Annotated in this window: 21 protein-coding genes; 5 read left to right on the top strand and 16 right to left on the bottom strand. The window is 61.6% G+C overall.

All coding sequences use genetic code 11. From position 1 onward, the window contains the following. Position 1: 1 nt before the first annotated feature. The 13 genes from NKJ64_RS12770 to NKJ64_RS12710 form a co-directional block, all read right to left on the bottom strand. Positions 2-418 carry a c-type cytochrome gene (locus NKJ64_RS12770; RefSeq protein WP_023681113.1) on the bottom strand — a complete coding sequence of 139 codons (417 nt, stop codon included), beginning with the start codon at positions 416-418 and terminating at the stop codon, positions 2-4. Continuing rightward, positions 399-1,277, bottom strand: coding sequence for a cytochrome c oxidase assembly protein (locus NKJ64_RS12765; protein ID WP_023681114.1), 879 nt, complete (start codon positions 1,275-1,277; stop codon positions 399-401). The genes NKJ64_RS12770 and NKJ64_RS12765 overlap by 20 nt, the downstream gene beginning before the upstream one ends. After that, complete coding sequence (locus tag NKJ64_RS12760) at positions 1,274-1,615, bottom strand: hypothetical protein (protein WP_352462692.1); 342 nt, start codon at positions 1,613-1,615, stop codon at positions 1,274-1,276. The genes NKJ64_RS12765 and NKJ64_RS12760 overlap by 4 nt, the downstream gene beginning before the upstream one ends. Further along, positions 1,615-2,220 carry a cytochrome c oxidase subunit 3 gene (locus NKJ64_RS12755; RefSeq protein WP_023712215.1) on the bottom strand — a complete coding sequence of 202 codons (606 nt, stop codon included), beginning with the start codon at positions 2,218-2,220 and terminating at the stop codon, positions 1,615-1,617. The genes NKJ64_RS12760 and NKJ64_RS12755 overlap by 1 nt, the downstream gene beginning before the upstream one ends. Beyond that, entirely contained in the window at positions 2,217-4,187 is a 1,971-nt protein-coding gene (gene ctaD / locus NKJ64_RS12750) for a cytochrome c oxidase subunit I (RefSeq protein ID WP_023725519.1), read from the bottom strand. Before ctaD ends, NKJ64_RS12755 begins: the two co-directional genes overlap by 4 nt. Further along, the gene (gene coxB / locus NKJ64_RS12745) at positions 4,184-5,197 is read right to left on the bottom strand and encodes a cytochrome c oxidase subunit II (protein WP_352462689.1); all 1,014 of its coding nucleotides are present in this window, start codon (positions 5,195-5,197) and stop codon (positions 4,184-4,186) included. The genes ctaD and coxB overlap by 4 nt, the downstream gene beginning before the upstream one ends. Next, positions 5,194-5,727 (bottom strand): c-type cytochrome, encoded by a 534-nt coding sequence (locus NKJ64_RS12740; protein WP_023824786.1) that lies wholly within the window; start codon positions 5,725-5,727, stop codon positions 5,194-5,196. Before NKJ64_RS12740 ends, coxB begins: the two co-directional genes overlap by 4 nt. Continuing rightward, complete coding sequence (locus NKJ64_RS12735) at positions 5,724-6,593, bottom strand: substrate-binding domain-containing protein (protein ID WP_502902864.1); 870 nt, start codon at positions 6,591-6,593, stop codon at positions 5,724-5,726. Before NKJ64_RS12735 ends, NKJ64_RS12740 begins: the two co-directional genes overlap by 4 nt. After that, positions 6,574-8,451 carry a methanol/ethanol family PQQ-dependent dehydrogenase gene (locus tag NKJ64_RS12730; protein ID WP_031196943.1) on the bottom strand — a complete coding sequence of 626 codons (1,878 nt, stop codon included), beginning with the start codon at positions 8,449-8,451 and terminating at the stop codon, positions 6,574-6,576. Before NKJ64_RS12730 ends, NKJ64_RS12735 begins: the two co-directional genes overlap by 20 nt. Then, positions 8,448-9,230 carry a heme-binding protein gene (locus tag NKJ64_RS12725; RefSeq protein ID WP_023826387.1) on the bottom strand — a complete coding sequence of 261 codons (783 nt, stop codon included), beginning with the start codon at positions 9,228-9,230 and terminating at the stop codon, positions 8,448-8,450. Before NKJ64_RS12725 ends, NKJ64_RS12730 begins: the two co-directional genes overlap by 4 nt. Before the next feature lie 273 nt (positions 9,231-9,503). Then, positions 9,504-10,553: a chemotaxis protein CheB gene (locus tag NKJ64_RS12720; protein WP_023681123.1), complete on the bottom strand. Its 1,050-nt coding sequence runs from the start codon at positions 10,551-10,553 to the stop codon at positions 9,504-9,506. A 135-nt stretch (positions 10,554-10,688) separates the two neighbouring features. Beyond that, positions 10,689-11,657: a manganese catalase family protein gene (locus tag NKJ64_RS12715; protein ID WP_023681124.1), complete on the bottom strand. Its 969-nt coding sequence runs from the start codon at positions 11,655-11,657 to the stop codon at positions 10,689-10,691. Positions 11,658-12,027: 370 nt separating this feature from the next. After that, positions 12,028-15,180 carry a GAF domain-containing protein gene (locus NKJ64_RS12710; protein ID WP_352462684.1) on the bottom strand — a complete coding sequence of 1,051 codons (3,153 nt, stop codon included), beginning with the start codon at positions 15,178-15,180 and terminating at the stop codon, positions 12,028-12,030. A 221-nt stretch (positions 15,181-15,401) separates the two neighbouring features. Here NKJ64_RS12710 and NKJ64_RS12705 point away from each other — a divergent pair, with 221 nt between their 5' ends. From NKJ64_RS12705 to NKJ64_RS12690, 4 genes are all read left to right on the top strand, one after another. Beyond that, positions 15,402-15,656 (top strand): hypothetical protein, encoded by a 255-nt coding sequence (locus tag NKJ64_RS12705; RefSeq protein WP_023681126.1) that lies wholly within the window; start codon positions 15,402-15,404, stop codon positions 15,654-15,656. A 128-nt stretch (positions 15,657-15,784) separates the two neighbouring features. Then, the gene (locus tag NKJ64_RS12700; RefSeq protein ID WP_352462682.1) at positions 15,785-16,843 is read left to right on the top strand and encodes an alpha/beta fold hydrolase; all 1,059 of its coding nucleotides are present in this window, start codon (positions 15,785-15,787) and stop codon (positions 16,841-16,843) included. A gap of 20 nt (positions 16,844-16,863) precedes the next feature. Next, positions 16,864-17,394 (top strand): DUF1003 domain-containing protein, encoded by a 531-nt coding sequence (locus NKJ64_RS12695; protein ID WP_023681128.1) that lies wholly within the window; start codon positions 16,864-16,866, stop codon positions 17,392-17,394. A gap of 243 nt (positions 17,395-17,637) precedes the next feature. After that, positions 17,638-18,030 (top strand): response regulator, encoded by a 393-nt coding sequence (locus tag NKJ64_RS12690; protein WP_023668021.1) that lies wholly within the window; start codon positions 17,638-17,640, stop codon positions 18,028-18,030. A 184-nt stretch (positions 18,031-18,214) separates the two neighbouring features. Here the strand turns inward: NKJ64_RS12690 and NKJ64_RS12685 are convergent, their stop codons facing one another. The 3 genes from NKJ64_RS12685 to NKJ64_RS12675 all read right to left on the bottom strand — a co-directional run bounded on the left by NKJ64_RS12685 (position 18,215) and on the right by NKJ64_RS12675 (position 19,679). Further along, on the bottom strand, positions 18,215-18,391 hold the full coding sequence (locus NKJ64_RS12685; RefSeq protein WP_023687819.1) for a hypothetical protein: 177 nt from the start codon (positions 18,389-18,391) through the stop codon (positions 18,215-18,217). 192 nt (positions 18,392-18,583) lie between these two features. Then, entirely contained in the window at positions 18,584-18,820 is a 237-nt protein-coding gene (locus NKJ64_RS12680) for a DUF6894 family protein (RefSeq protein ID WP_023668023.1), read from the bottom strand. A gap of 19 nt (positions 18,821-18,839) precedes the next feature. After that, the gene (locus NKJ64_RS12675) at positions 18,840-19,679 is read right to left on the bottom strand and encodes a Crp/Fnr family transcriptional regulator (protein ID WP_352462679.1); all 840 of its coding nucleotides are present in this window, start codon (positions 19,677-19,679) and stop codon (positions 18,840-18,842) included. Positions 19,680-19,987: 308 nt separating this feature from the next. On the opposite strand from NKJ64_RS12675, the gene NKJ64_RS12670 reads away from it, so the two are divergent. Further along, a complete protein-coding gene (locus tag NKJ64_RS12670) occupies positions 19,988-23,317 on the top strand; it encodes a DEAD/DEAH box helicase (protein WP_352462677.1) in 3,330 nt (1,109 codons plus the stop codon). The last annotated feature ends 7 nt before the right edge of the window (positions 23,318-23,324 follow it).

The raw sequence follows: 23,324 nt of genomic DNA, 5'->3' as shown, positions 1-23,324 counted from the left end.
TTTACCTCAAAGCATAGAGATAAGCGGCGATGTCCCGCGCCTGTTGCTCGGTGATCCTCGTCGACGGCATGGCCGTGTGCGGATTGACTTCCCTCGCCGAGCGTATCCAGCGGATCATGTTCTCCGGATTGTTTGCCAGCAGGCCACCGATAAAGACCCTGTCGGCAAGGCCACCGTCCAGGCGGGGTCCGACCTGGCCTTGCGCACCCGGCACGCCGGGTATCGTATGGCAGCCGGAGCAGCCATTCGCCGTCATGATTGGAATGGCGCGGGCGCCTACGCCGCCGGTCGCCGCATCCGACTCGTGCCGGACGCGCTCGCGCCTGTCGGACCACAAAGTCGCCGCTGCGACAGCCGCAGCCAGCAGCAGGATTGCGGCAAGGGCGCCCCCGATCAGCCTACCCAGGTCGGAGCGCATGTGTTGCCTCCCTGGTTGCGCTGCTGCTTATCCAGAGGCCGGCGAGCAGCAAGGCGGCGCCGCCATAGATCAAGCCTGCCGGAACCCACATTACCAATCCGGCGAGCTGCTGGTCCTCGATCGCGGTCATTCCCCACAATGCCGCGCCGGCGCCATTCTCCGGATACCAGAGTTTGGGCGACATCAGCAGCAGGACACCGAGCAGGCCGGTATGAAGCGAGGTGAAGAAAAGATGCATGACGGAGTTGCCATAGGTCTGCTGTCGACCGGGGCGCGGTAGGAGCGCCCACCAGAACAGCAAGGCTGTGCCGAGGAAGCTCGCATGCTGGGCATAATGGAGAAAGCCCTGCTGGAGCGCTGCCTGGAACAACGCCGGAATGTGCCAGATCCAGATGGCGACGCCGTGAATGATCGTCGCGTTGAGGGGGCGGATCACCAGGGCCCAAACCGATTGCAGCGTCTTTGCGCGCGTGAGCTTGCCCGTTCCGCGGCGAAGTGAGGCCGGCAAGGACCAGAGCAGGACTGCGCCTGGGCACGCGGCGACAAGGAGAGGCGCCGCCACCGCCATCAGCAGTTCATGCTCGATCATATGGGCGGCAAACACCCGCTCGCCGAGCGCATGGATGGGGCTGACCAGTGCTGCCGTCAGCACGCCCCAACCGGCGGCGAACAACAACGCCTGCCGCATCCGCTCGGGACGGCCTCGGCTGCTGCGGCGCCACAACCGAGTCGCTCCGATGGCATAAAGGAAGGCAATCGCGGCCAGCGGAAACGTGATGGGAAATGCGAGCGTCCATCCGGCCTCGGGCGCGCCGGCGCCGTAGCAGATCGAGGTCGAGAAGAACGCGTCGAAGCTCATCGCAGGCACTCGTCGAGAATGAGAGCCGCGCTGCCTTGCATGATGATGACGAGGGCAAACAGCAATGCCGTAAGCATGCCGAGATCGGCGACGAACTGCTCGGTGCTGCGCGTGCGCTCAGGCTTGAAGGCGGCGCCGCCCTGCCGCTTCGCCCGCCATGACAAGGCACCGCCGAGCAGCGAAAGCACGGCGAGCACCAGTGCCACGGGAAGCACCACCGGCACCTGGCGGTTGCACTGCCATGGTACGAGTGCGTAGTTCAGCTGCGTCGAGATTGCCCAAGCCATGGGCCCCGACAGAAGACCACCCCAGGACGTTCCCATTTTCAACGCACGCATCAGCCTAGCCTCGGCATCCAGTAGATGAGCAGATAGATCGGGATCCAGGTCAGCACCACGAAATCCCAATAGAAGACATTGTCGCCGACATCGCCGAAGCGCCGGCCGCTATAGCCATGGCGTGTGAACATCAGCACCGTCAAAACGATGGTGTCGCCGACATCGGTGATCAGGTGTGTGGTATGCAGCCCGAGCAGCACCCAGAGCATCGAACCATAGGCGTTCGTGTCCCAGTAGATGTTCAGCGCCGGGAATTCGAACCAGCGCACGACAAGCGGGGCCAGACCGAGCAGCGACATCACCACCAGCCCGATCCGCACCGGCACGATCGCGCATTGCTTGGCATGGCCGTGGAGGATGTGATTCGGCACCACGCTGATGATAAACAGGATGGTGACGATCGTTCCGGGCCAATGGTCGGGGTGCGGGGCGCTTAGACGCCAATTGGGCCACAAGGTGGCGAGATAGAGATAAGCGCCCGCGGCCAACGCAAAGCCCATGCCTTCCAGCGCCATGAAGCCGAGCGTTCCCCACCAGGTCGGGCTGCGCGGACCATGTCCAAAGGTCGGGAGGTCCGAAAGATCCAAGCTGGGACGCTCACTCATCCCTCATCCTCCGGGTCGTCCTTGGGCCAGAACCAGCCGATCAAGGTGATGGCGATCGGCGCGGCGCCCCAGACGATCGCCCAGGGCGTGAAGATCGAATAGACAAACGTACCGCCGACGGCGATTGCCGCCAGCAGCGGCCAGATCGACGGTGTCGCCGATTTCTCGCGAATGTCGGGGTGGGCTTCCGCCACGGTTGAGATCAACAGCTCACGGACATCGACGCGGAGTCCGGTCGCCACAGGCATCGCCTCCCGTTCGGCCCAGAGCGGCTCGACATGCGTGACAATCGGTATCCGCGCGAAATTATAGCTTGGCGGCGGCGAAGACGTCGCCCATTCGAGCGTACCGGCATCCCAGGGATTGTTTCCGGCCAGTGCGCCCTTCAACGCGCCGTGTACAAGATTGAAAGTGAACAGTACGAAGCTGAGGAAAAAGAGCACCGCGCCGGCGCTGATGAACAGGTTGATGTTGCCCCAGCCAAGCTCGGCCGGATAGGTGTAGACCCTTCGTGGCATGCCCCAGAGCCCGACGAGATGCATTGGAAAAAAAGCCGCGTTGAAGCCGATGAAAGCCAGCCAGAAATGCCAGCGCCCGAGACGCTCGCTCATCATGCGGCCGCTGATCTTGGGGAACCAGAAATAGGCCGCGCCCAGCAGCGGGAAGACCGAACCGCCGATCAGCACGTAATGGAAATGGGCGACGACGAAATAGGTGTCGTGCACCTGGAGGTCCAGCGGCACCGAAGCGAGCATGACGCCGGTGAGGCCGCCGATGACGAAGATGAAAAAGAAGCCGAACACGAACAGCAGCGGCGTGCGGATCACCGGCCTGCCGTCCCACAAGGTCGCCAGCCAGCAGAAGATCTGAACGCCATTGGGGATGGCGATCAGCATGCTCGACGCGGTGAAGAAGCTGGCGCCGAGCTTGGGTAGTCCCGTCGCGAACATGTGATGGACCCAGAGGCCGAACGAAAGGAAGCCGACGGCGATCAGCGACAGGACCAGCCCGAGATGCCCGAACACGGGACGCCGGGCGAAGACCGGGATGATCGCCGAGACCATGCCCGTCGCCGGCAGGAAGATGATGTAGACCTCGGGATGGCCAAAGAACCAGAACAGATGCTGGAAGAGCAGTGCGTCGCCGCCCTCGGCCGGGTTGAAGATATGTGTGCCGACCAGCCGGTCGAGGATCAGGAAGGTCGAGGTGATCATCACCGCGGGCATGGCGAAGACGACGACGAAGGAGGTAACCAGCATTGCCCAGACGTAGAGCGGAATCCTGTCCAGCGACATGCCGGGGGCTCGCTGCTTGAACACGGTGACGATGGTTGCCACCGCGACGGCCAGGGAGGATACTTCTGTATAAGTGATCATCTGGGCCCAGACGTCGGCCCGCTTGCCCGGCGCGAATTCGGGGCCTGACAGCGGCACATAAGCAAACCAGCCGACGTCGGGCGCCATGTTGAGCGCGAAAGACACCCAGGCGAATATGCCGCCCGAAACATAGATCCAGTAGCTGAACGCATTCAGGCGGGGAAAGGCGATGTTGCGGCTGCCGACCATCAGCGGGACGAGATAGATGCCTGTCGCCTGCACGATGGGCACGGCGAACAGGAACATCATGGTCACACCATGCATCGTGAACAGCTGGTTGTAGAGGTCCGGGCCGATCAGACCGCGCTGCGGCCCTGAGAGCTGGATGCGCATGGCGACAGCGTTGAGCCCGCCCAGGCACAGAAACACGAAGGCGGTGATCAGATAGCGCCGTGCGACGACCTTGTGGTCGACGCTCGACAGCGCGCCGATGATGCCGGGGGGCGTGCGCCATGTCCGCGCCAGCCAGCGATCCAGGCTGGCATCGTCCATGCCGGTGTCGCGCGGTCCGTCATGCTCGGGTGCGACGTCGCCTGTGGCGGGCGTTTCGCGCGGCAGGTCGCGTTCGCTTGTGAGATCCGCGCTGCTCATTTAAGCGCCTCGAGATAGGCGACCATGGCGTTGAGTTCGTCGCCGCTGAGCTCCACCACCGGCATGTGGGATCCGGGCTTGATGCCCTGTGGGTCGGCTATCCAGGCGGCGAGGTTGCCGCGGCTCATCGTCAATGTCCCGGCGGCAAGCGTCTGCCGGCTGGCTATATGGGTGAGGTCGGGGGCGACCGTTCCTCCGGCAGGCGTGCCGCCTATTCTGTGACACATCACGCAAGGGCGCTTCAGAAACAGATCCTGGCCAGCCTTGGCCTCGTCCCCCGTCGGAGTAGCTGCCGGCTGCAGCTGGTCGTTCCACCAGGCGTCGAACTTCGCACGCGGCTCGGCGATGATGAAGGTACCCATGTTTGCGTGCTGCGCCCCGCAGAACTCGGCGCATTGACCTCGGTAAACACCAGGCTTGTCGGCCTTGAGGTCGAGCACGTTCATGTGGCCGGGAATGAGGTCGAGCTTGCCCGAAAGGCTCGGAATCCAGAAGGAATGGATGACGTCGGTCGAGGTCAGAAGAAGCTTCACCGGTTCCCCGGCGGGGATATGGATCTCGTTCGCCGTGGTCAGGATGCGGCTTGGCGTGGCATCCTCATAGCGCACCTCCCACCACCATTGATGGCCGGTGACCCGAATGGTCAGCGCGGCATCCGAGCCGATCGCGGCGAGCGTCCTGTTGGCGAAGAAGCTCAGCAAGGTCAGTCCGATCAGGACAATGGCGGTCAACCCGACGGCGGTCATCACCGCGCGCAGCTTCCGGTCGTCGGCGCCGGCCTCGATCGCGAGCGGCTCCGCCTGCGCGCGCGACCGCATCATCAAGGGCACGACGAGGGCGATCATCACCAGCACCCACACCACGGCGCAGAGCGCGGTGAAGAACCAGATCAGCCATGCCAGTTCGCTCGCCGCGGGACCTTTCGGGTCGAGGGCGGATTGCCAGCCCGCGCATCCCTGGAGCAACAGAGCGCCGGCGGTGGCGAACGCCATCGAGACGAGACGTTTCACGGTGACTTCCCCAGCGTGGCCGCGTCCGGCATGCGGTTTTCCGACGGATGCGCCATCATGTCGTCATTGCGTTGCGGCGCGGCGGAAGACGGCGCGTTGCCGCTCAGCGAGCGCACGAAAGCCGCAAGCTCCCAGATCTGGTCGTCGGGAATCTTGTCGCGGAAGCTCGGCATGCCGTTTGGCCGACCGTCGCGGATCGTGGCATGGATGCTTTCGATCGAGCTGCCATAGAGCCACTTCTGGTCCATCAGGGCCGGCCCCATGCCGCCGCCGCCATTGGCGTGGCATCCCGAACAGTTGAACCAGCCGAAAAGCCGTTTCCCTTCGCTCATGTGGAAGGCGTTGGCCTCGAAGCTCGCCGCCTTGTTGTCGCTGGCGGGGGGCCGCTGTCCGCCGGGCTCCAGCGTGGTCACAGGCGTCGGCTGCTCGCCCGATCCGAGCGCCGATTGCGGGCGCGTGTCACGTTCCTCGCGCTGGCAAGCAGCGAGCGCAAGGATTGGAAACAGGAGCATGGCCGCCGCGGCTCTCATCGCACCGGGCTCCCCGGGGGATCGAGGCGGGGCACGCCATATTGTGACAGCAAGGCGTCTATCTCGCCCTTGTGCCTGGACAGGGCGCCATTGACATCGCCGCGCAGCGCATCGTCTTCGCGGCGGACGCCCATCGAGATGTCGTAGATCATCGGCAGTTGCGGTCCGTCGATGCGGGGCGCAACCGGCGTGATGCGGAGCGGCACCTTCTGCCTGGCGGCGAAGTAGCCGGCGAGGGGGCCCCAGACCACGGCAAGGTCGATCTCGCCACTCGCCACCGCTTCGACGATGCGCGCCGGCGGGTTGGGGGCGGAATAATCGCCATAGACCGGATAGCCAACGAGGTGCCCGACGATACCGCGGCGGCCAAGCGCCTGGACCGGAGGCGAATTGGCGCCATCGTCGCCGATGAGCTGAACACCGATCCGCATGTCGCGCAGCCGCGGATCATTGAACGATGCTACGTCGGGGCCGTCCCTGCGGGTGACGAAGACATAGGACGATCGGTAGTAGGGCGTGGTGGTGCGCAGCATTTCGAGGTTGCTCGGCGTGCCCGGCACGAGATCGCACAGGCCCGCCTTCAGCGTGTTGCGGATGAAGCCGCGACGCTGCGCCCACCAGGTATAGGTCAGCTTGGCGCCGAGATCGGACGCAACGATTTCGGCGATCCTGTTCTCGAAGCCCTGACCTGCCGCGTTGGAGAACGGCAGGTTGTTCGGATCGGCGCAGACCCTCAGCTCACGTGCGTCGGCTGTGGCCGTCAAGAACACGAAGGCGATCGCGGCCATGCCGATCGCCAGCCGTTGACACCCCTTTCGCGCCGGACCTACGGTCAAGTACAATCCATCAAGGCAGCCGGAACACATAAAGCGTGCCTCCCGAGGTTGTCGCGTTCTTCAGATCCTTCATGGCATTGACGAAACCGAGCGCGGCGGTGGCGTCACGCGGGTCAAGATCGCCCGATACAATGGCGCCGGCCCAGCCGCCGACACCTGAGAGGATGGCGACATATTGGTGCCCGTCGGGACCGCGATAGGTGATGGGCTGGCCGATGATCCCGGACGAGGTCTTGAACTGCCAAAGCAGGTCTCCGGTCTTGGCGCTAACCGCCTTGAACCAGCCTTCCATCGTGCCATAGAAGACAACGTCGCCGGCGGTCACCACCGCGCCGCTCCACACCGGGAAATTCTCCTTGAGGCTCCAGGCGGGTTTCTCCGCGGCGATGTCCCAGGCGGTGAAGGCGCCGCGATTACCGCCGGGCCCTGGTATCATGCGGACGTTCATGCCCACATAGGGCGTGCCGGCGATGTAGTTCACCTCGACGCCTTCTTCATCCATGCACAGATTGTTGTGCGGGATGTAGAGCAGGCCGGTCTTCGGCGAGAACGCGGAAGGCTGCCAGTCCTTGAGGCCCGACGCCGTCGGACAGATATCGCGAACGACCTTGCCGGTGCCGGTCTTCTTGTCCGGGTTTACGATCAGCCGACCGGTTTTCAGATCCACACCTTTGCTGGAGTTGACCGGACCAAACGGTTTTGCCGACAGCACCTCGCCGGTTGTCCGGTCGAGGATGTAGAGATAGCCGTTGCGCTCCGGCCGGATCAGCACCTTGCGCGGCTTGCCCTGCCAGGTCATGTCGAGCAGGATCTGCTCGTTGATGCCGTCATAATCGTGGAGGTCATGCGGGCTCCACTGATAGAACCATTTCGCCGCGCCGGTGTCGGGATCGCGCGCGAAAATGCCAGACGTCCACTTGTTGTCGCCCGGCCGCAAATCCGGATTCCATGGTCCGGGATTGCCGGTGCCGTGGAAAATCAGGTTCAGATCGGGATCATAGGAAATCCAGCCCCACATGTTGCCGCCGCCGATCTTCCAGGCTTCCGGCGGCCACGTCGTGACGCCAAGATCCTTGCCTTTGTCCATGTCGTAGTGCGGCTTGAAGTCCGATCCGATCAGCACGTCCTTGTCCGGCCCGGTGCTATAGGCGATCCAGACGACATGACCGTCGCCGGCGTCGAGCGCCTTTACCCAGCCGCGAACGCCCATCTCGCCGCCGGAATTGCCGACCAGCACTTTGCCCTTCACCACAAGCGGCGCCATGGTGATGGTCTCGCCGATGTTGATGTTGCCGACATGAGTGTTCCAGATCGGCTTGCCCGTGTTCGCATCAAGGGCAATCGTGTGGCCGTCCAGCGTATTGAAAAAAATGCGCCCGTCGGCGAATGCCACTCCTCGGTTGACGACGTCGCAGCAGGCCACCCCCTGTGCTGCCGGCTCCGGATTGGGTTCGTACTTCCACTTCATCGGGGCGCCGGGCTTGGAGAGATCGAGCGCATAGACGAAGTTGGGAAAGGGCGTCACGATATACATGGTGTTGCCGACGACCAGCGGCGCTGCTTCCTGGCCCTTGTTCACGCCTGTCGAGAACGTGAACGCGACCTGCAGGTTCTTGACGTTGCCTTCATTGATCTCGGAGAGTTCGCTGAAGCGCGTCGACGCGTAGTTCTTGGCCGGCATCGTCCATTGGCCGTCATCGGGTGGCGAAGCTGCGCCTGGCGGTACGATCGCTGGTGTTTTAGGAGGCTCGGACGCAGCGCCCAGAAGCAGCAGGCAGGCGAGCAGCGTCACCAGAAGGATAGCGCCAAAGGAATTCCCGGCTGCCAATTTGCGGGTACGTCGTTCTACGTCAACGCGCGTTAATGCCAACTGCGGCATAGCTTTCATTTATTGATCGAGCCTCCCACGCCGGCGCCGAGTTCGGCGGCGATGTCGGCCTCCGTTCCGGCACAAAGCGGATGGCCCCAGCCCGAAGCGCTTTTGCCGCCGGGGTCCAGATCGTAGACAATGGCATCCTTGCGATTTGGATTGACGCCTGCCGGGACCTTGTCGAAGCCGAGCGCCGCGCGGATACGCCAGGCGACATTGTGATCGGCGCATGAGGAATCGCCTGAAACGCCGAGGCCGCCGACAATGCTCTTGCCGTCGTAGAGGGCAAGCCCGCCGCCAAACACCACGACGCCTCCGATCGGCTTGCCGACGAGCGGGTCGCCGGCGCTTCCGAACGTTTTGGGATCGCCCGTATAGGCCGCGGCCTGGTTGACGGGATTGGTCTCCTGCAGGCCAAATAGCGGCCCGCCCGGCTGCACCCCCGCATAGAGATTGGCCGTAGAGAGGGCCATCTGAGCCAGGCTGAGACCGTTGGCCGTGTTGGCTTTCTCCGCTGCTATGAGCCGACTTCCCGGCCATTGCGAGTCGGGGGTGGGGCCGCTGAACGCAATCGCGCAGACAGTGCCGTCACGGGCAACGATGGCTGCCCATTCGTTGGTTTCAAAGCCGCCATTGGCTGGTCCGCCGCTTGCCTTCACGTTGGCTTTGAGGGCTGCAAGCAGCTTGTCGTGATCGGCCGGACAGGGCTCCTGCGCCATGGCATCATGCCCGTGGAACAGGCCACCCATCAGCAACAGCAGGCCAAAAAGAGGTACGAAAAGCTGCGAGCGATACATTGTCCTGGCATTCGTTTACAAAAAAAGGACCACCCAGGCAGACCGCAGAATGCGAGGATACGTCCAATGGGTCAGTGCCTAACTCGCGTAATGCTTCTATGTTCCTGCTTTGCATAAAATTCGTGCAGTTGGATTTGGGTGCAGGTGTTCAATCAAAGCATGGGACCTGGATACCCGTGGCCACAGGCCAAGCGGTGAGGCAACGCGGCTGATCCAGGAAAATGCGATCGGGATGGCGCAGACGCACCCGCCCTGACAAACGCTGTTGCCTTGTCACGGCGTTCGACGATGGATGATCTCTTCAATAAGTTTCGCGTCGGCTTCGTACTCCGCGGCCCGCGCAGCCATTTGGCTGGCCAGGCTGTGTCTTTCCCGCGCGGCTTCGCGTTTTGCCGTACGTTTCGCCAACTCAGCCCGCTGCTGGTGCGCTCTTAAAAGGCTCCAAAGAGCCTGTTCCGCATCGTCAGCCTGGGCCTGCATTAAAACGTCCGCTCCGAACGCATGTCCGGTGTGGCAGCGGTAACGGGTAATCGGCCCGTCTTCGATCTCCCATAGGGGGCCATGACATTCGGGGCAGACAAATGTCGAGGGGGCGCCAAGCTGGCCTTCGGTCAATTCCATTGTGCTGTGCTCCTGAGCTGCAATCGCTGCCTCAAGGCGGATGCCGGACGGGATTTCTGGTGTCGGCCCTGCGATTTCGGAAGCAAGCCTGTGCAACAGGCCAGCCATTTCGGACAGAGGGACGCAATGGTCGATTTCCACATTCTGCAAGGCGCTCAGCGGCATATCGGGTACTGCGGCGTCGCCGGGGTCCTGGACTACGCTGACGCCTCCGCACATCTTGATTGCGTGCAGGCCGGCGGTGCCGTCGGAGAGGCTGCCTGTGAGCACGACGCCGATCACGCTGCCGCCAAAGCTGCAGGCCGCCGATCGAAACAGGGGGTCGATGGCGGGGCGCGCCAGGTTCTCGCGCGGCCCGCGCCGCAGCAGCATATGATCGTCATGTAACAGAAGGTGAGCTCCGGGCGGTGCAACGAAGATGTGCCCGTTTTTAACCTTCATGCCGTTGGAGGCATTTGCAACGGGCATGTTGGCAGCGCGACCGAGAATGTCGCCGAGGTAACTCGTGGGACCAACGTGCTGTACGACGAGGAGAGCCGCCGGGATGTCCGGCGAAAGATCGCGGACAAGTCTCTTCAGCGCGTCAACGCCGCCGGCCGATGCTCCGATTGTCACGATGCACCGGTTCTCGCAACCGTCGGGACGGACCTTGTCCGGCTGGCCCGCACGCTCCGAATCTGATCGTGGTGCGGCGGTGGCCATGGTTGCTTCACCCACATTCAGCACAGATGTCGATGCGAGCGCTCCGGCCAGTCCGTTGCTGGTCGGGCGCCCTGCCTTCGTCGGTGTTAGCTTCCGGCCGCATCGCGGAACATAGATGCCCGCGTCGGCTCTGTACTAACGCCTACGTGCGCGTTTGACAGCAGCCTCTGCCACGGCCGGGGCCTCCTGAATGCTTGCCGCGCCGCCGAAATCGGCGTTCTTGGTACGGCCAGCTCCTGGGCCCGCTCCTAGATCAGCGCCTGTCGTCGGATCGGAAGCCGGATCGGAAAGCGTACGGTCGGCCATCCTGGCCACCACCTTCATGTCTTTGGCCCCCAGCTTGACAGTTGCCAGGCCGTCTCCGCCGTCGACGGGCATCACCTCTTCAAGGTCATCGATCCGATCCCACTCTTCGCCGGAATTCCATGGGCCAGCGACATCGCCGTCGCCTTGAGAGGTGTTGACATACATGCTGGCGTACTTCTCTACGCCTGGGAGCTTGCCGGAAGGGAAATTGTTTTCTATCGCGTAAAGTGCTTTCTCAAACGACTTCTGGTGCGCGATCTCGCGCGTCATCAGGAAGCCGAGCGCGTCCTTGATTCCCGGGTCGTCGGTGATGTTGATAAGGCGTTCGTAAACGATCTTGGCGCGAGCTTCGGCCGCGATATTCGATCGCAAATCCACCGTAGGTTCACCGCGCGAATCGACATAGGCCGCGGTCCAGGGAACGCCGGCTGAGTCGCACAGCGCGGGAGCGCCGCCGAACAGAATTGATTCCTTGGCTGTTGTGCCGCTGGCGCCGATCATCAGGTAAAGGTCCGCTTCCTTCATTTGGCCCTCGGCCAGCTGTGCCTTGAGCCCCTTGTTGAGCATGGTGACGATTGATCCCACCACTTCGAGATGGCTGAGTTCTTCGGTCGCAATATCGAGCAACATGTCACGACGGCCAAGATCGTCCTCGCCAAGCCCTTGCGTGAAATAGCGCATGGCCGCTGCAAGCTCGCCATCGGCGCCGCCGAACTGTTCCATGATCATGCAGGCCAGGCGAGGATTCGGCTCCGAGACGCGAACGGTGTATTGCAGTCGCTTGTTGTGCATGAACATGGACATCTCTCCGGTTAGATCATCCGAACATCCCGGCAAGTTGATTGTTCCATCCGGCCATCGGCCAGCGAGCATTTTTACGGCAGCTTCAGTGTTGAGCATCGCAGGGAGCCAGAGGCGGCATTTATTTGTCGCCGGGATTTTCCGACTGGCGACCGGCGGCAACGAGATTTCGATCGTGCTGCGCCATCACGGCAATGAGCAAGGCGGCGGATGGGCAAGAGGTCGACAAAATCTGGAGGGATACTGGCTCGGAAAAGTGAAGCCGGGCCATGTCAATATGATGTCGGTGTCCGGCCCTTTTCGCTGCACACCCACGCGGCAAACGGCGTGTTCGGTCACGGGGCGAGCGTCGCGGGCTGTTGCCCGTTCACTTTCGATCCAGCACCTTCCGGACTTTCTCTGCCAATTCGTCGATCGTGTAGGGCTTGGTCAAAAGTTCGGTTCCGAAATCGAGCGTGCCGTTGTGGACAATCGCATTTCGTGTGTAGCCGGTGGTGTAGAGCACTTTTAGCGACGGGTGCATTGTCTTGACCTGATCCACCAGCTCCCGGCCCGACATCTCCGGCATCACCACGTCGGTGAACAGAAGCGACGGCACTTGCCCGCTTTCGACGGCCACCAGCGCTTCGCGTGGACCTTGCATTTCCAGCACGGAGTAGCCCAGTTCCCGCAGCGCTTCCGCGGCCATCAGCCGGACGCGATCTTCATCCTCGACAACCATGATGATCTCGTCTGCACAGCCGGGGTGCTCGCCTGCCACGACGTCGATTTGGCTGTCGAGCACGCCATGGTGCGAGCGCGGCAAATATATTTTCAAGGTGGTTCCGATGCCCTGCTCGGAATAGATCTTCACACTGCCGCCGGACTGGCGAACAAACCCATAGACTTGGCTGAGTCCCAGCCCGGTGCCTTTGCCGACCCCCTTGGTGGTGAAGAACGGATCGAAGGCTCTTGCGACAACATCAGCAGTCATGCCCGTTCCTGTATCGGTGACCGCTATCATCACATACTGGCCGGAGGGGATCGCGTTCTCCCTGGCATAGCGATCGTCGACGTGGGCGTTTGATGTCTCGATCGTCAGCTTGCCGCCAGCAGGCATGGCATCCCTTGCGTTGACGCAAAGGTTGAGCAGCGCGCTTTCCAATTGCCCTGCGTCGGCCTCGACATGCCATAGGCCCGCAGCGAGCACGGTCTCGATCTGGATGGTCTCGCCAAGCGTCCGGTTCAGCAATTCGCTCATACCGGAGACGAGGCGATTTGGATTCAGCCGCTTCGGCGCCAGTGGTTGCTGGCGGGAAAAGGCGAGCAGTCGCCTGGTAAGTTCTGCGGCACGTTGTGCTCCATCGATCGCGCCGGTTACGAATTGGTGGACGTTGGTATCGCCGTTTCTGAGCTTGCGCTGCACAAGGTTCAGGCCGCCGATGATGACGGCCAGCATATTGTTGAAGTCGTGCGCGATGCCACCGGTGAGCTGTCCGACAGCTTCCATCTTCTGGGCTTGGCGCAGGTGCTCTTCTGCTCTGGCGCGTTCCGCAACTTCATCTTTGACACGTTGTTCGAGCGTGCCGTTGAGTGCCTGCAGCGCCTTGAACAGCCGGGAGTTGTCGATGGCCGTCGCGGCATGGCCGGCAAGCCCCAGCAAGGCCGCTTCTTGCTGTTCGGCGAACACGCCGGTCTCTGAATGACCAAGGAAGAGGCCGCCCAGGACCTCGCCCGAACGCGAGACGACCGGCACGGCGAGATAGGAACGCACCGGCAGATGGCCCTCCGGCATTCCCTTGCGGGGCCAGTTCTTTCCGTAACGCGGATCGGTGAGGATATCGTCGGAACGCACCACGCTTGTGCCGCGGAAAGTGGGCTCGAACACCGCGGTGTTGCGCGGCATGGGAAAGTTTTCGAAAGCAGAACGAGGTGCCCCCGAAAGGGCGTAGAGCACATAGCTGTCGCCCTTGTCGTCGATCACATTGTAGAAGAAAGCTCCAAATTGTGCGCCCGACAGCACGACGCCGGCATCGGTTACCGTCTGGACAATTCGCTCCACGTCAAGCTCGGCCGCCACGGCTGCCGCAGTAGTGTTCATCAACTGAAGCTGATGCTCCACCCGCTTTCGCGCGGTGACATCAACCACGGTGCCGATGAAGCGGATCGCACGGCCGGACTGGAAAAGTGCTTCCCCAGTTGCGGCAATCCAGCGCTCCTTGCCATCCCGAAGGCCGATCGTCCGGTATTCGATGTCGTAGCGGGAGGGGGTGCCCGGCGCGAGCGACTGGCGTACGGCCTCGTCGGCCCGTGCGCGATCTTCCGGGTGGAGGCCCGCCAGGAAGGCGCTTTCATATGTCACCTCCGCGTCCGGCGGCAAACCAAAAAGGGCTTTGCACCGGTCGTCCCAACGCAGCACTCCGCTGATGGGATCGTAATCCCAGGTGCCAATAGCGGCCGCGTCGGTGGCAAGCCTCAGCCTCTCCTCGCTGGCCCGTGCCGCCTGTTCCGAGCGAACGCGCTCGATGTGAGCCCAGGACCGCTCCGTCACCTCGGTCAGCAAGGACAGTTCGAGTTGCGACCAGACGCGGCGCTGCTTGTCGTGGATGGCCATCAGGGCAGTCAGTCGGCCTTGTTTGACCAAAGGCATACAGATGGTTGCCGTTATCCCGATATCCTGAAAGGTCTTCGCTTCCTCGGGAGCAATTTCCTCAAGGTTGTTGTTGATGATAAGCGGCTTGTTGGCGCTGAGGTTGGTGACAGCCAGGCGACCGAAATCGGCAAGACTGTAATATCCCCTGATGCTGGGCGAGCCAGGTGCGCTCCAATCGCCGCGGATGGTGAAATGGTCTTGGTCCTGCTCCATGTCGGCATAGGCGCAAATCGAGACGCCAAGATGTTCGCCGAGGAGCCGAGTGGTGATCTGCATGACAGCATCGGCGTCGGCCGCGAGGGCTATCTCCCTGCCGAGGCGGTCGAGAAAAGCAAGGCGTTCGGCGTTCTCACGCAGGGCCAGTTCGGCGCGAAGGCGTTCTATCGCCGTACGCGTCCGGTCAGCGACTGCCGAAATGAGGGCTACTTCCTCCGTCGCCCAGCGTCTGGGCGCGGAGTGGTTCAGGTATAACAGCGCCACCAGCCCGCCATGCTCGGTGACGGGCATGTTGATGACGGATTGGGCGCTGATGGCTTTGAGTGCCTCCGCATGGCCGCTGGTTCGCGGATCTGTCTCGGCGTTTTCAAAGACAACGGTTTCGCCTCGCTTCAAATCCTCGATATACGAGCCGTAGTTCCTGAAATTCAGCGTCCCAGCCAGGCTTTTGATGCCCGGCGCGTTCCAGTCCCTGTCGATGGTGATCGTTTCTTTCTCTAGATCGATCGTGCCGTATCCGGCTCGGCTGATGCCAAAATGGTTCCCCAGCAGTTCCGCGGCTGCGTAGGCCAGTTCTGCGGGATCCGTAATCTCGCGGATACGGTCGCCCAACGCTGCCAAAAGCTCGAAGCGCTGCAGTTCAGATCGCAGATTGCTTGAAGTGGCCCCCATTTCGCCCCCGTTTTGCCCGGACTTAAATGCAGTCTGCGGCCAAGAGTTCCCCGCAGGACGGCAGTTTCTTTGGCGGGCCGGTCAGCCGAACACGCCGCACCGGTCATAAGTTAATGACAGCTTGGCGCGCTGTGGCGGATAAAGGGGAAACCAGCGGGCACTTGACGAGCTCCCGCTGGCTGGGTGCCCGAACCGCACTTCACTCGTTTGGAGACGTTTTGATGCTTGACCGACCCATTCTTACGAATACGGACGCTCTCTATCCAGACGACCTGAAAACGCTTCGGTCGGTTTTCGACGCGCTGTGTGAGGAATTTGAGATTTCGTCGGACACTACCGCGGCAGAATCCATCGCGAGAGAGCTGGTCAGACTTTTCCAGACCGGGATGACGGAAGCGGCCATGCTGATCATTGCCGTGCGCGCACGTTGGCAGGGTGATTGGAAAATGGGAGGCAGCAGCGCTGCCCAGGCTTAACGGTCCCAACTCCATGGAGAAGGCCTACTTTAGCCGCTTGAGCCGGTTGTACAGCGTTGTCTTGTCTGGCGGAACAAGCTTTCGCCCCGAGAGTTGGGGTCGGCAGATGGTTTCCAACAGGCACGGGCATGGCGTTCGACAGAGATGGACCGAAACTCGCGACCGGGTTGCTCGCGGCCTCGTTGGCGGCGCTGGCGGCATACAACGCCATCCGCGCCAAACGTGCGATTGCCGGCCGGGCATGCGGACGTGTGATGGAGATCGATGGTGTGCGCCTGCATTTTATCGAAGCCGGAACCGGCATGCCGCTGCTTCTCCTGCATGGCAATGGATCCATGGCGGAGGATTTCAAGTCGAGCGGCATCTTCGATGAGGCGGCAAAGACCTACCGGGTGATCGCATTTGATCGTCCCGGTTTTGGGCGAAGCTCACGGCCGCGCGGCCGGCGTTGGTCCGCTCGCGACCAAGCCGACCTTATACATGCCGCCGCCTGCGGGCTGGGTATAGAGAAATACCTCGTGCTTGGACATTCCTGGGGAGCTTGGATCGCCCTCGAATTGGCGCGCAGGCATTCTCAATCGGTCGCCGGCATCGTGCTGGTCTCGGGTTACTACTATCCGCCACCGCGGCTGGATCTTGCACTGGCCGCACTCCCTGCTTTGCCTGTGATCGGCACCGCGTTTCGTCACACCTTGCTGCCCCCGCTTGTAAGGCTTGCTTGGCATTGGGCAATGGAGAAGATCTTTAAACCCGCCGTCGTCGCCGGCGACTTCGCCGCACTGGCCAAAGATGTCGCCAGCCGCCCTTCCCAACTGCGGGCGGTTTCTCTGGAGACAGCATCGATGCTGGCCGCGTCCCTCTTGGGAAAAGCCAACTATAGGGACATTGCCGTGCCCACCGGCATCATGGCGGGATCCGGGGACCGGTTGTTCGACGCGCAACGCGATGCACGACGCTTGCACGTGGAAGTCGGTGGGTCTCTCCTTGAGGTGGTTCCGGGCGCCGGCCACATGGTTCATCAGAGCGCCCCGCAGGCAGTGGTCGGCATGGTGCACACTATTGCAGGAGGGCACGCCTTGTCCCAAGGGGGCCGTCGGCAGCGACCCAAGTCTCGTGCCGTCGAGTTCAAGGCAGATCCGGCCTCGCGGGAGCCACCGGCGATAAGCGACGCCGCTTGCACGGAATGATCTCCAAACGGGGCTTTCAAATGAGCGACCAACGTCCAGCCGACATGCAGTCGGTGCTCCACCAGAACATACAGGCCCTGGTGGAGCACAGGCGGCAGCAAGAGGAGCACCAAGGCGTTCAAGCGTGGGTCGCCGGCGCTGTTTCGCGCTTCGCGGGAAGCATGACTTTCGTCTATCTGCACCTTGCAATTCTTGTCGTCTGGGTCCTCGCGAACCTTGGCGCGATACCAGCCGTCCCAGCTTGGGACCCGACTTTCGTGATCCTGGCCATGGTCGCCTCGGTTGAGGCAATCTTCCTGTCTACTTTCGTGCTGATCAATCAGAACAGAATGGCCGCACACAGCGAGCGGCGAGCCGAACTGGATTTGCAGATCAGCCTTCTGAACGAACATGAAACCACGCGGCTGATCGAGATGGTGGCTGCCTTGACGGCGCGTCTGAATATCTCGACCCCGGCCGACAAAGAGCTGCCGGAACTCGCCGAGAATGTCGATCCCCAAAAGGTGATGACGCAGATCCAGCAAGCTTCTGGAGATCAGGAGAACGCTTGATCAAAGCGACCTCGTCGGCAACGGTTAAGCGTCGGCTACAACCTGTAATTCAGCCTCATTGTCCAAGGCTGTCGAAGCAGCTAAGCCGGTGTCGGCCTTTTCCAGGGTGGCTTCCCGACGTCACAAGTCCGCCGCGCAATCGAGGCAGCGTAGAGCTTCGATAACCAACAGGCTGCTGCGCGTCAGATGGAACCAAGTTGACGCCGAACTCGTATTAGCGGTGGCGGCTTGGGGAGATTCCGGATGAGCGAAGGTGCTGTTCTGATCGTCGAAGATGAGACAATGATCCTGCTCGACCTCGAGTCAGCTTTGGAGGAGGCCGGCTTCCAGGTCGTCGGCACTCGGAGTGCCGCCGAGGCGCTGGCGGCTTTCGACCCCGATCCGACCAAGTTCAAGGCCGTGCTCACGGACATCCGTCTGGGACCAGGACAGTCGGGGTGGGAGGTCGCTCGGCACTTGCGAAGGTCCAACTCGACCATCCCGGTTGTCTATATCAGTGGCGACAGCGCGGTACACTGGGGAGCGGAAGGTGTGCCCAACAGCATAATGATCACCAAGCCCTTTTTTCTGCCGCAGATCATAACTGCCGTTTCTCAACTTTTAAACGCGCAGCAAGGTGCAGAAACTCACCTCTAGGAATCGGACCGCGGCTCCACGAAAACCACGGAACATTCAATCGGCCAATCGGCGCCGTCCGGCGTAAAGCGTTCGCGTCTGCCTGGGTCAAATGTCGGCGGCCTCAACCAGATGTCGACCTCAGCTCCTTTCCCCTCGCCACCGGCTCGCATCCACTCGGGAGCCCTCCCGAAAGCAGGGGCGCTCATTGGTTGAGCTTTCGGTCGAGTTCGTCAAGCAATGACCGATGCTCGCTAGGCATGTCCGCGTCTGTCGGCAGATCCAGCAACTGGCGAAGCTGGCGACGATTGGCGTCCGATGAAATCCACTCCCGTATGAGGCGGGCTATGACCTTTTGTTGTGCCTTGCCGATTTCTTCCATGTTAGATTCCGAGCTTGTCCGTTGGACGAACTCGGCGGCTCTTTGATGGTTCCCCGTCCTGTACACAAATCGAGGCACAATCTATGGGTTAATGCATGTCGCTCAAAAGTGGCCCTGGTTTTGAGACACGACATGCCAGTGGATGTTTGCAGTCCCAGTCCGCTCGCCTAACGCTGCGCGTAGAGTGCAAATTTATACGTTCGATTTTACCCGAAGCGAGAGGCTCAGCCGCAAAATCTTGGCGCCATTTTCATCGCGCACTTCGATAAACAATTGCTGCCCGTCGACGCTCTTCAGTGACTCTCTCGTGAGGTCGACAAGGCCCTCGAATCCCGCGCGGCGGACCTCCTCGAGGCCAGCGCATTCGACACCTATTTCGTCCTCGAAGATGAGATCGCCATCGCCGCTGTCGAAGAAAAATCGTGCCATCGGAGAGCTTCCGTCACTGCTAATCTGCGGGGTTCCTTTGGTGCAGGTAGGTCGTGTCGAAATCTCCTGCGTGAGTGAGGCCAGCCCAGTCCAGTGCGTGAACTTTTGATCCCGAGGTGGCAATGAGGCCTCTGCGTCGTAGTTCCTGGAGCATCCGGTTGACGTGGACCGTGGACAAACCCAGTGCATCGCCAAGGGCCGCCTGTGTAATGGGGATATCCGCCACGTGATCCTCAATGCGCCCCATGGAGCGCAAGCGAAAAATCAGTTCGCACAGGATGTGAGCCATGCGGGTGTATGCCTCGCGTCTTCCCACATTGATGACCCACTCCCTGTAAATCGCGGCATCTATCAACGTCGACCGCCAAAAAGCGGTGGCGATGCGAGGGTGCTGGTCGCAAACGGCGCGCAGAGTGTCATGCCGCATGAAACCTATTCGCGCCGGCGTAAGGGTCGAGAAGTTACAATCCATGACCGACAGATGCAGCCCATGCAGATCAGGAATGTCGCCGGCGACGAAGAATGATGTGATTTGTCGCTTTCCTTCGCCCGTATGTTTGGTGGAACCGACCAAGCCATCAAGAACGATAAACGAGTAAACAGGACGGTCGCCCTCACGCACCAGATCGTGGTTGGCCAAATATTCCTTCTCCTGGATCGGAATGCCTTTCAGAACGCCGATGTCGGCCTCTCGAAGATCCGAGATGGTCTGAAGCTTGCGAATGAGTACATCCGAGGATGAGGTGGGGAACAAATTGACTACCTGGCTGATGTTGGTGATCGAACTATTATCCGCGCCAAAAGTTCCGACTGGCATGGGGACATATGCGCGGCGGCAGAAGGCGCCGCCGTGCGGCATGGTCCCATGCCTGGAGCGTTTTGCCAGCGTCGAGCGTGGTTGAAGATCCCGGAATGATCGAAGCACCAGTTTTTAGGACAGCCATAGGTGAGCAAGGCAGCAATGCATTAACCTATGACATAGGCTCGGTTAGAAATTTTCCCGCTGGGCAGCCAGCCCCAGGAGTTCGCCGATCACGGCGCAGCTTTGACCCTGTCGCTCCGCCCATTTCAAGGGCTGCACCCGCAGCCCGTCCTGGAACTCTTTGATGCGCCGCCAGGAACGGGGTGGCTCCGCTGACGTTGTCTCAGTGGCAAGGTGAGATTTCAGTGAACAGGCATATTTCGCGGACGGATGTCGAACAAATCGATCACACGGATGAGAGCGGGTTTGCGATAGGGCACGGCGGACCGCCATCCTCAGCAATCGCGGTAGCGCTGGCCCGTGGCCTGGAGACCAGTCGGGACAAGCACATCATCCATATAGCTCCCTCGGAACGCAGTGCCGAGGAGATCGCCGGCGCCTTGCGTCAGTTCCTGCCTGACGCGGATATCATCTTGCTGCCGTCCTGGGATTGTCTGCCCTACGACAGGGTATGGCCCACACGCGCCAATATGGGGCGAAGGCTTCGCGCGTTGCGTGAGATCGCAACGAAGCCGGATCGCCCGCGCATCGCTGTAATGTCGCTCGAAGCCATTCTGCAGCGGGTGCCGCCTGCTCCGGTCATCGCTGCCGGTTTCACAATTCTGGAGGTGGGACAAAAGCTCGACCGTGACGATTTCAGAACCAGGTCCGAAGCAATTGGCTATGTCGTCGACGAGAGGGTCGACGAACCGGGTGAGATAGCCTTTCGGGGCGATCCCATCGATATTTTTCCTGCTGGCGCGGACGGCCCCGTTCGCATCATCGTTGGTCCCGATGCCTGCATCCGCCAGCTCAAGACCTACGACCCGCTCAGTCAGCTCAGCGATCAGGTTCGAGACTCGATTACGGTCGGACCGGCATCCGAGCTGATCTTTAAAGCTGGTGAGCATCCTGAGTTGACAGCGATGCGCGCGACGTCGATGGAGGAGCGCCTGGTCGCATCGTATGGCGCTATGCCATCCGTCTTCGATGCGGCATCCAGCGCTTCGATCTCCTTCCTTGAAGGGACCGACGGGCAGCCGCTCGGCAGAATTCTGGATCTGGTCGAGGATGCACGTCGTGCCAGGCAGGAGGCAGCCGGAACGAAAAAACCTTTGCCGGGACGATTTTACCTATCCCGTGAAGAGTGGGACGCTGCTCTGCTTAACCGCTGCTGCGTGAGACTAGCCGTTTCTGCCGTGGGAGTTCCCAAATTCTTCCGCCAGGCCCGACCCGGGTATGATTTCGCGGAATTCATCAGAGGGCAGACGAGTGCCGGAGTCAGAGTAGTGTTCACCGGCGATGCCTCTGAACTGCAGCGAGCAGATCGCCTGCTCGATAGGAGACTAGGCCGGCGGGCAGAGGAAGCGGCCGACTTGCCGCAAATCCTTTCGGCCGCGAGGGGCTCTGTTCTCAAGGCTGAATTCGTCCTCGACGAAGGGTTTGTCGACGCGCAATCCAATATCGCCGTGGTGGCCGCATCCGACCTGTTTGGGCCCGCGTTAAAGGCGAGCGGGAGCGCGACCACGGGCATACTCGAACCCGAGTTGCGCATTGGCGATGTCGTCGTCCATGAAGACCATGGCCTGGGCGTGCTCGCCGCGGTCGAACAGGTCGAGTTGGCTGGCCAGCAACAGGATGTCGTCAGACTGGAATATCATGGCGGGGCTTCCTTGCTGGTTCCGGTCGACGACTTTGGACGAATATGGCGCTACGGCTCGGAACCGGAGGCAGTGTCGCTTGATCGCCTCAAAGGCGAGGGCTGGCCGAAGCGACGCGAAGCTGCGTTGCGCGAGATCGACAGGCTGGCCAAACGCCTCTTGAGTCTTGCCAAAATCAGGTCCAGCCAGCCTGCCGAGATCATAAAGCCCTCCCGCACGGACTTGGCCCGTTTTGCGGCGAGATTTCCCTATACGGAGACGCCCGACCAAGCGGCCGCCATCCGCGCTGTGCTCGATGATCTTTCGTCGGGAAGAACAATGAACCGGCTCGTCTGCGGCGATGTCGGCTTCGGCAAGACAGAGGTCGCCCTGCGTGCTTGCGCCGCCGCCGCTCTCTGCGGGAAACAGGTTGCTATCATAGCACCGACAACAGTGTTGGCACGACAGCACTATGAGACGTTCAGCCGCCGCTTCGCAGGAACCGGCCTGCAGGTCGCCCACCTTTCTAGGATGGTCGGGGCTGCGGAGGCGAGAGCGGCAAAAGAGGGTCTGCGGAGCGGCCAGGTTACGGTCGTTGTGGGTACTCAGGCCCTGGCGTCCAAGAGCGTCACCTTCGCCAATCTTGGACTGCTGGTGATCGACGAGGAGCACCGGTTCGGGGTCAAGTTGAAGCGGGCCCTGCGGACCATGACGCCTCGCCTCCATACGCTGAGCATGAGCGCCACACCGATACCCCGGACGCTGCAATCGGCGTTGTCAGGCATCCAGGACGTCAGCGTTCTAAACTCTCCGCCCGCCAAAAGACGTCCCGTTCGCACGATCTTGGCAGCGTTCGATCCAGCATCGGTGCGCGCGGCCCTCCTGCGTGAATTTCACCGGGGTGGACAGAGCTTCTTCGTGGTCCCGCGTATCGAGGATATTGCCCCGGCCTGTGACCAGCTGAACAGACTGGTGCCGGAACTCGGGGTCAAGACGGCGCATGGTGAAATGAAGGGGAGACAGCTGGACGAAGTCATGGTCGGATTCGCCGACGGTGATGGCGACATTTTGTTGAGCACCGACATCATCGAGAGCGGCCTCGATGTGCCGCGGGCCAACACCATCATCGTTTGGCGCCCCGACCGGTTCGGTCTGGCGCAGTTGCACCAGTTGCGGGGCCGGGTCGGAAGGGGGGCGGTGCAGGCCGTTGCGTTTCTTCTGACCCAGCCTGGCGTTGAACTGGCCGACGGTACCAGGGCCCGGCTTTCGACGATGCTTGCGCTCGATCGGCTCGGCTCCGGCCTGGCAATCAGTCAAAGAGACCTCGACCTGCGTGGCGCCGGAGATCTTTTCGGCGAAGACCAGGCCGGGCATATGAAGCTGATCGGAGTGGGCTTGTACGAGCACTTGCTGGAGCGGGCGGTCTCGGCGGCTGGCGGAGGGGCCGACTTCAGCAAGCAACTTGCCGAGATCAATGGCTCGGGAAAGGGGGCTTTTCCCGAGAGCTATGTCGACGAGCCTACGGTGCGCGTTGGCCTCTATGCGCGGCTCTCCCGCATCCGTTCGGAGCCGGACCTCGATACATTCAGCGAAGAGCTCGAGGACCGCTTTGGAGACATGCCTGGCGAAGCAGCCCTTTTGCTGGAATTTACCAGGTTGCGAATAGCAGCGTCGGAATTGGGCGTCGGCAAAGTCGATGTGGGTCCCGAGGCTATCGCGATCACCCCTCGGTACAAGCCGTCGGCGTCCCAATGGCGGAACAGCAAGGCGTTGGGCCTGGACTACCGGAAGGGCCGCCTGATTTTCAGGCCGATCCAGCCCAGCGTCTCAGGCATCGATGCGGTTCGCTTAGCGCTTGATGCCCTACGCGCAGCCCAGCCAAAGCACGAGATTTGACGAGCCT

The sequence above is a fragment of the Mesorhizobium sp. M0062 genome, from assembly GCF_040323125.1.
Classification (GTDB): domain Bacteria; phylum Pseudomonadota; class Alphaproteobacteria; order Rhizobiales; family Rhizobiaceae; genus Mesorhizobium.
The sequence above is the reverse complement of the archived record's forward strand: the minus strand, read 5'-3'. Positions and strand labels throughout refer to the sequence as shown.

Coding starts and splice junctions, on each gene's coding strand:
- NKJ64_RS12770 (WP_023681113.1), bottom strand. CDS start 418: ATGCGCTCCGACCTGGGTAGGCTGATCGGGGGCGCCCTTGCCGCAATC.
- NKJ64_RS12765 (WP_023681114.1), bottom strand. CDS start 1,277: ATGAGCTTCGACGCGTTCTTCTCGACCTCGATCTGCTACGGCGCCGGC.
- NKJ64_RS12760 (WP_352462692.1), bottom strand. CDS start 1,615: ATGCGTGCGTTGAAAATGGGAACGTCCTGGGGTGGTCTTCTGTCGGGG.
- NKJ64_RS12755 (WP_023712215.1), bottom strand. CDS start 2,220: ATGAGTGAGCGTCCCAGCTTGGATCTTTCGGACCTCCCGACCTTTGGA.
- ctaD (WP_023725519.1), bottom strand. CDS start 4,187: ATGAGCAGCGCGGATCTCACAAGCGAACGCGACCTGCCGCGCGAAACG.
- NKJ64_RS12740 (WP_023824786.1), bottom strand. CDS start 5,727: ATGAGAGCCGCGGCGGCCATGCTCCTGTTTCCAATCCTTGCGCTCGCT.
- NKJ64_RS12735 (WP_502902864.1), bottom strand. CDS start 6,593: ATGTGTTCCGGCTGCCTTGATGGATTGTACTTGACCGTAGGTCCGGCG.
- NKJ64_RS12730 (WP_031196943.1), bottom strand. CDS start 8,451: ATGAAAGCTATGCCGCAGTTGGCATTAACGCGCGTTGACGTAGAACGA.
- NKJ64_RS12725 (WP_023826387.1), bottom strand. CDS start 9,230: ATGTATCGCTCGCAGCTTTTCGTACCTCTTTTTGGCCTGCTGTTGCTG.
- NKJ64_RS12720 (WP_023681123.1), bottom strand. CDS start 10,553: ATGGCCACCGCCGCACCACGATCAGATTCGGAGCGTGCGGGCCAGCCG.
- NKJ64_RS12715 (WP_023681124.1), bottom strand. CDS start 11,657: ATGTTCATGCACAACAAGCGACTGCAATACACCGTTCGCGTCTCGGAG.
- NKJ64_RS12710 (WP_352462684.1), bottom strand. CDS start 15,180: ATGGGGGCCACTTCAAGCAATCTGCGATCTGAACTGCAGCGCTTCGAG.
- NKJ64_RS12705 (WP_023681126.1), top strand. CDS start 15,402: ATGCTTGACCGACCCATTCTTACGAATACGGACGCTCTCTATCCAGAC.
- NKJ64_RS12700 (WP_352462682.1), top strand. CDS start 15,785: ATGGCGTTCGACAGAGATGGACCGAAACTCGCGACCGGGTTGCTCGCG.
- NKJ64_RS12695 (WP_023681128.1), top strand. CDS start 16,864: ATGAGCGACCAACGTCCAGCCGACATGCAGTCGGTGCTCCACCAGAAC.
- NKJ64_RS12690 (WP_023668021.1), top strand. CDS start 17,638: ATGAGCGAAGGTGCTGTTCTGATCGTCGAAGATGAGACAATGATCCTG.
- NKJ64_RS12685 (WP_023687819.1), bottom strand. CDS start 18,391: ATGGAAGAAATCGGCAAGGCACAACAAAAGGTCATAGCCCGCCTCATA.
- NKJ64_RS12680 (WP_023668023.1), bottom strand. CDS start 18,820: ATGGCACGATTTTTCTTCGACAGCGGCGATGGCGATCTCATCTTCGAG.
- NKJ64_RS12675 (WP_352462679.1), bottom strand. CDS start 19,679: ATGCCGCACGGCGGCGCCTTCTGCCGCCGCGCATATGTCCCCATGCCA.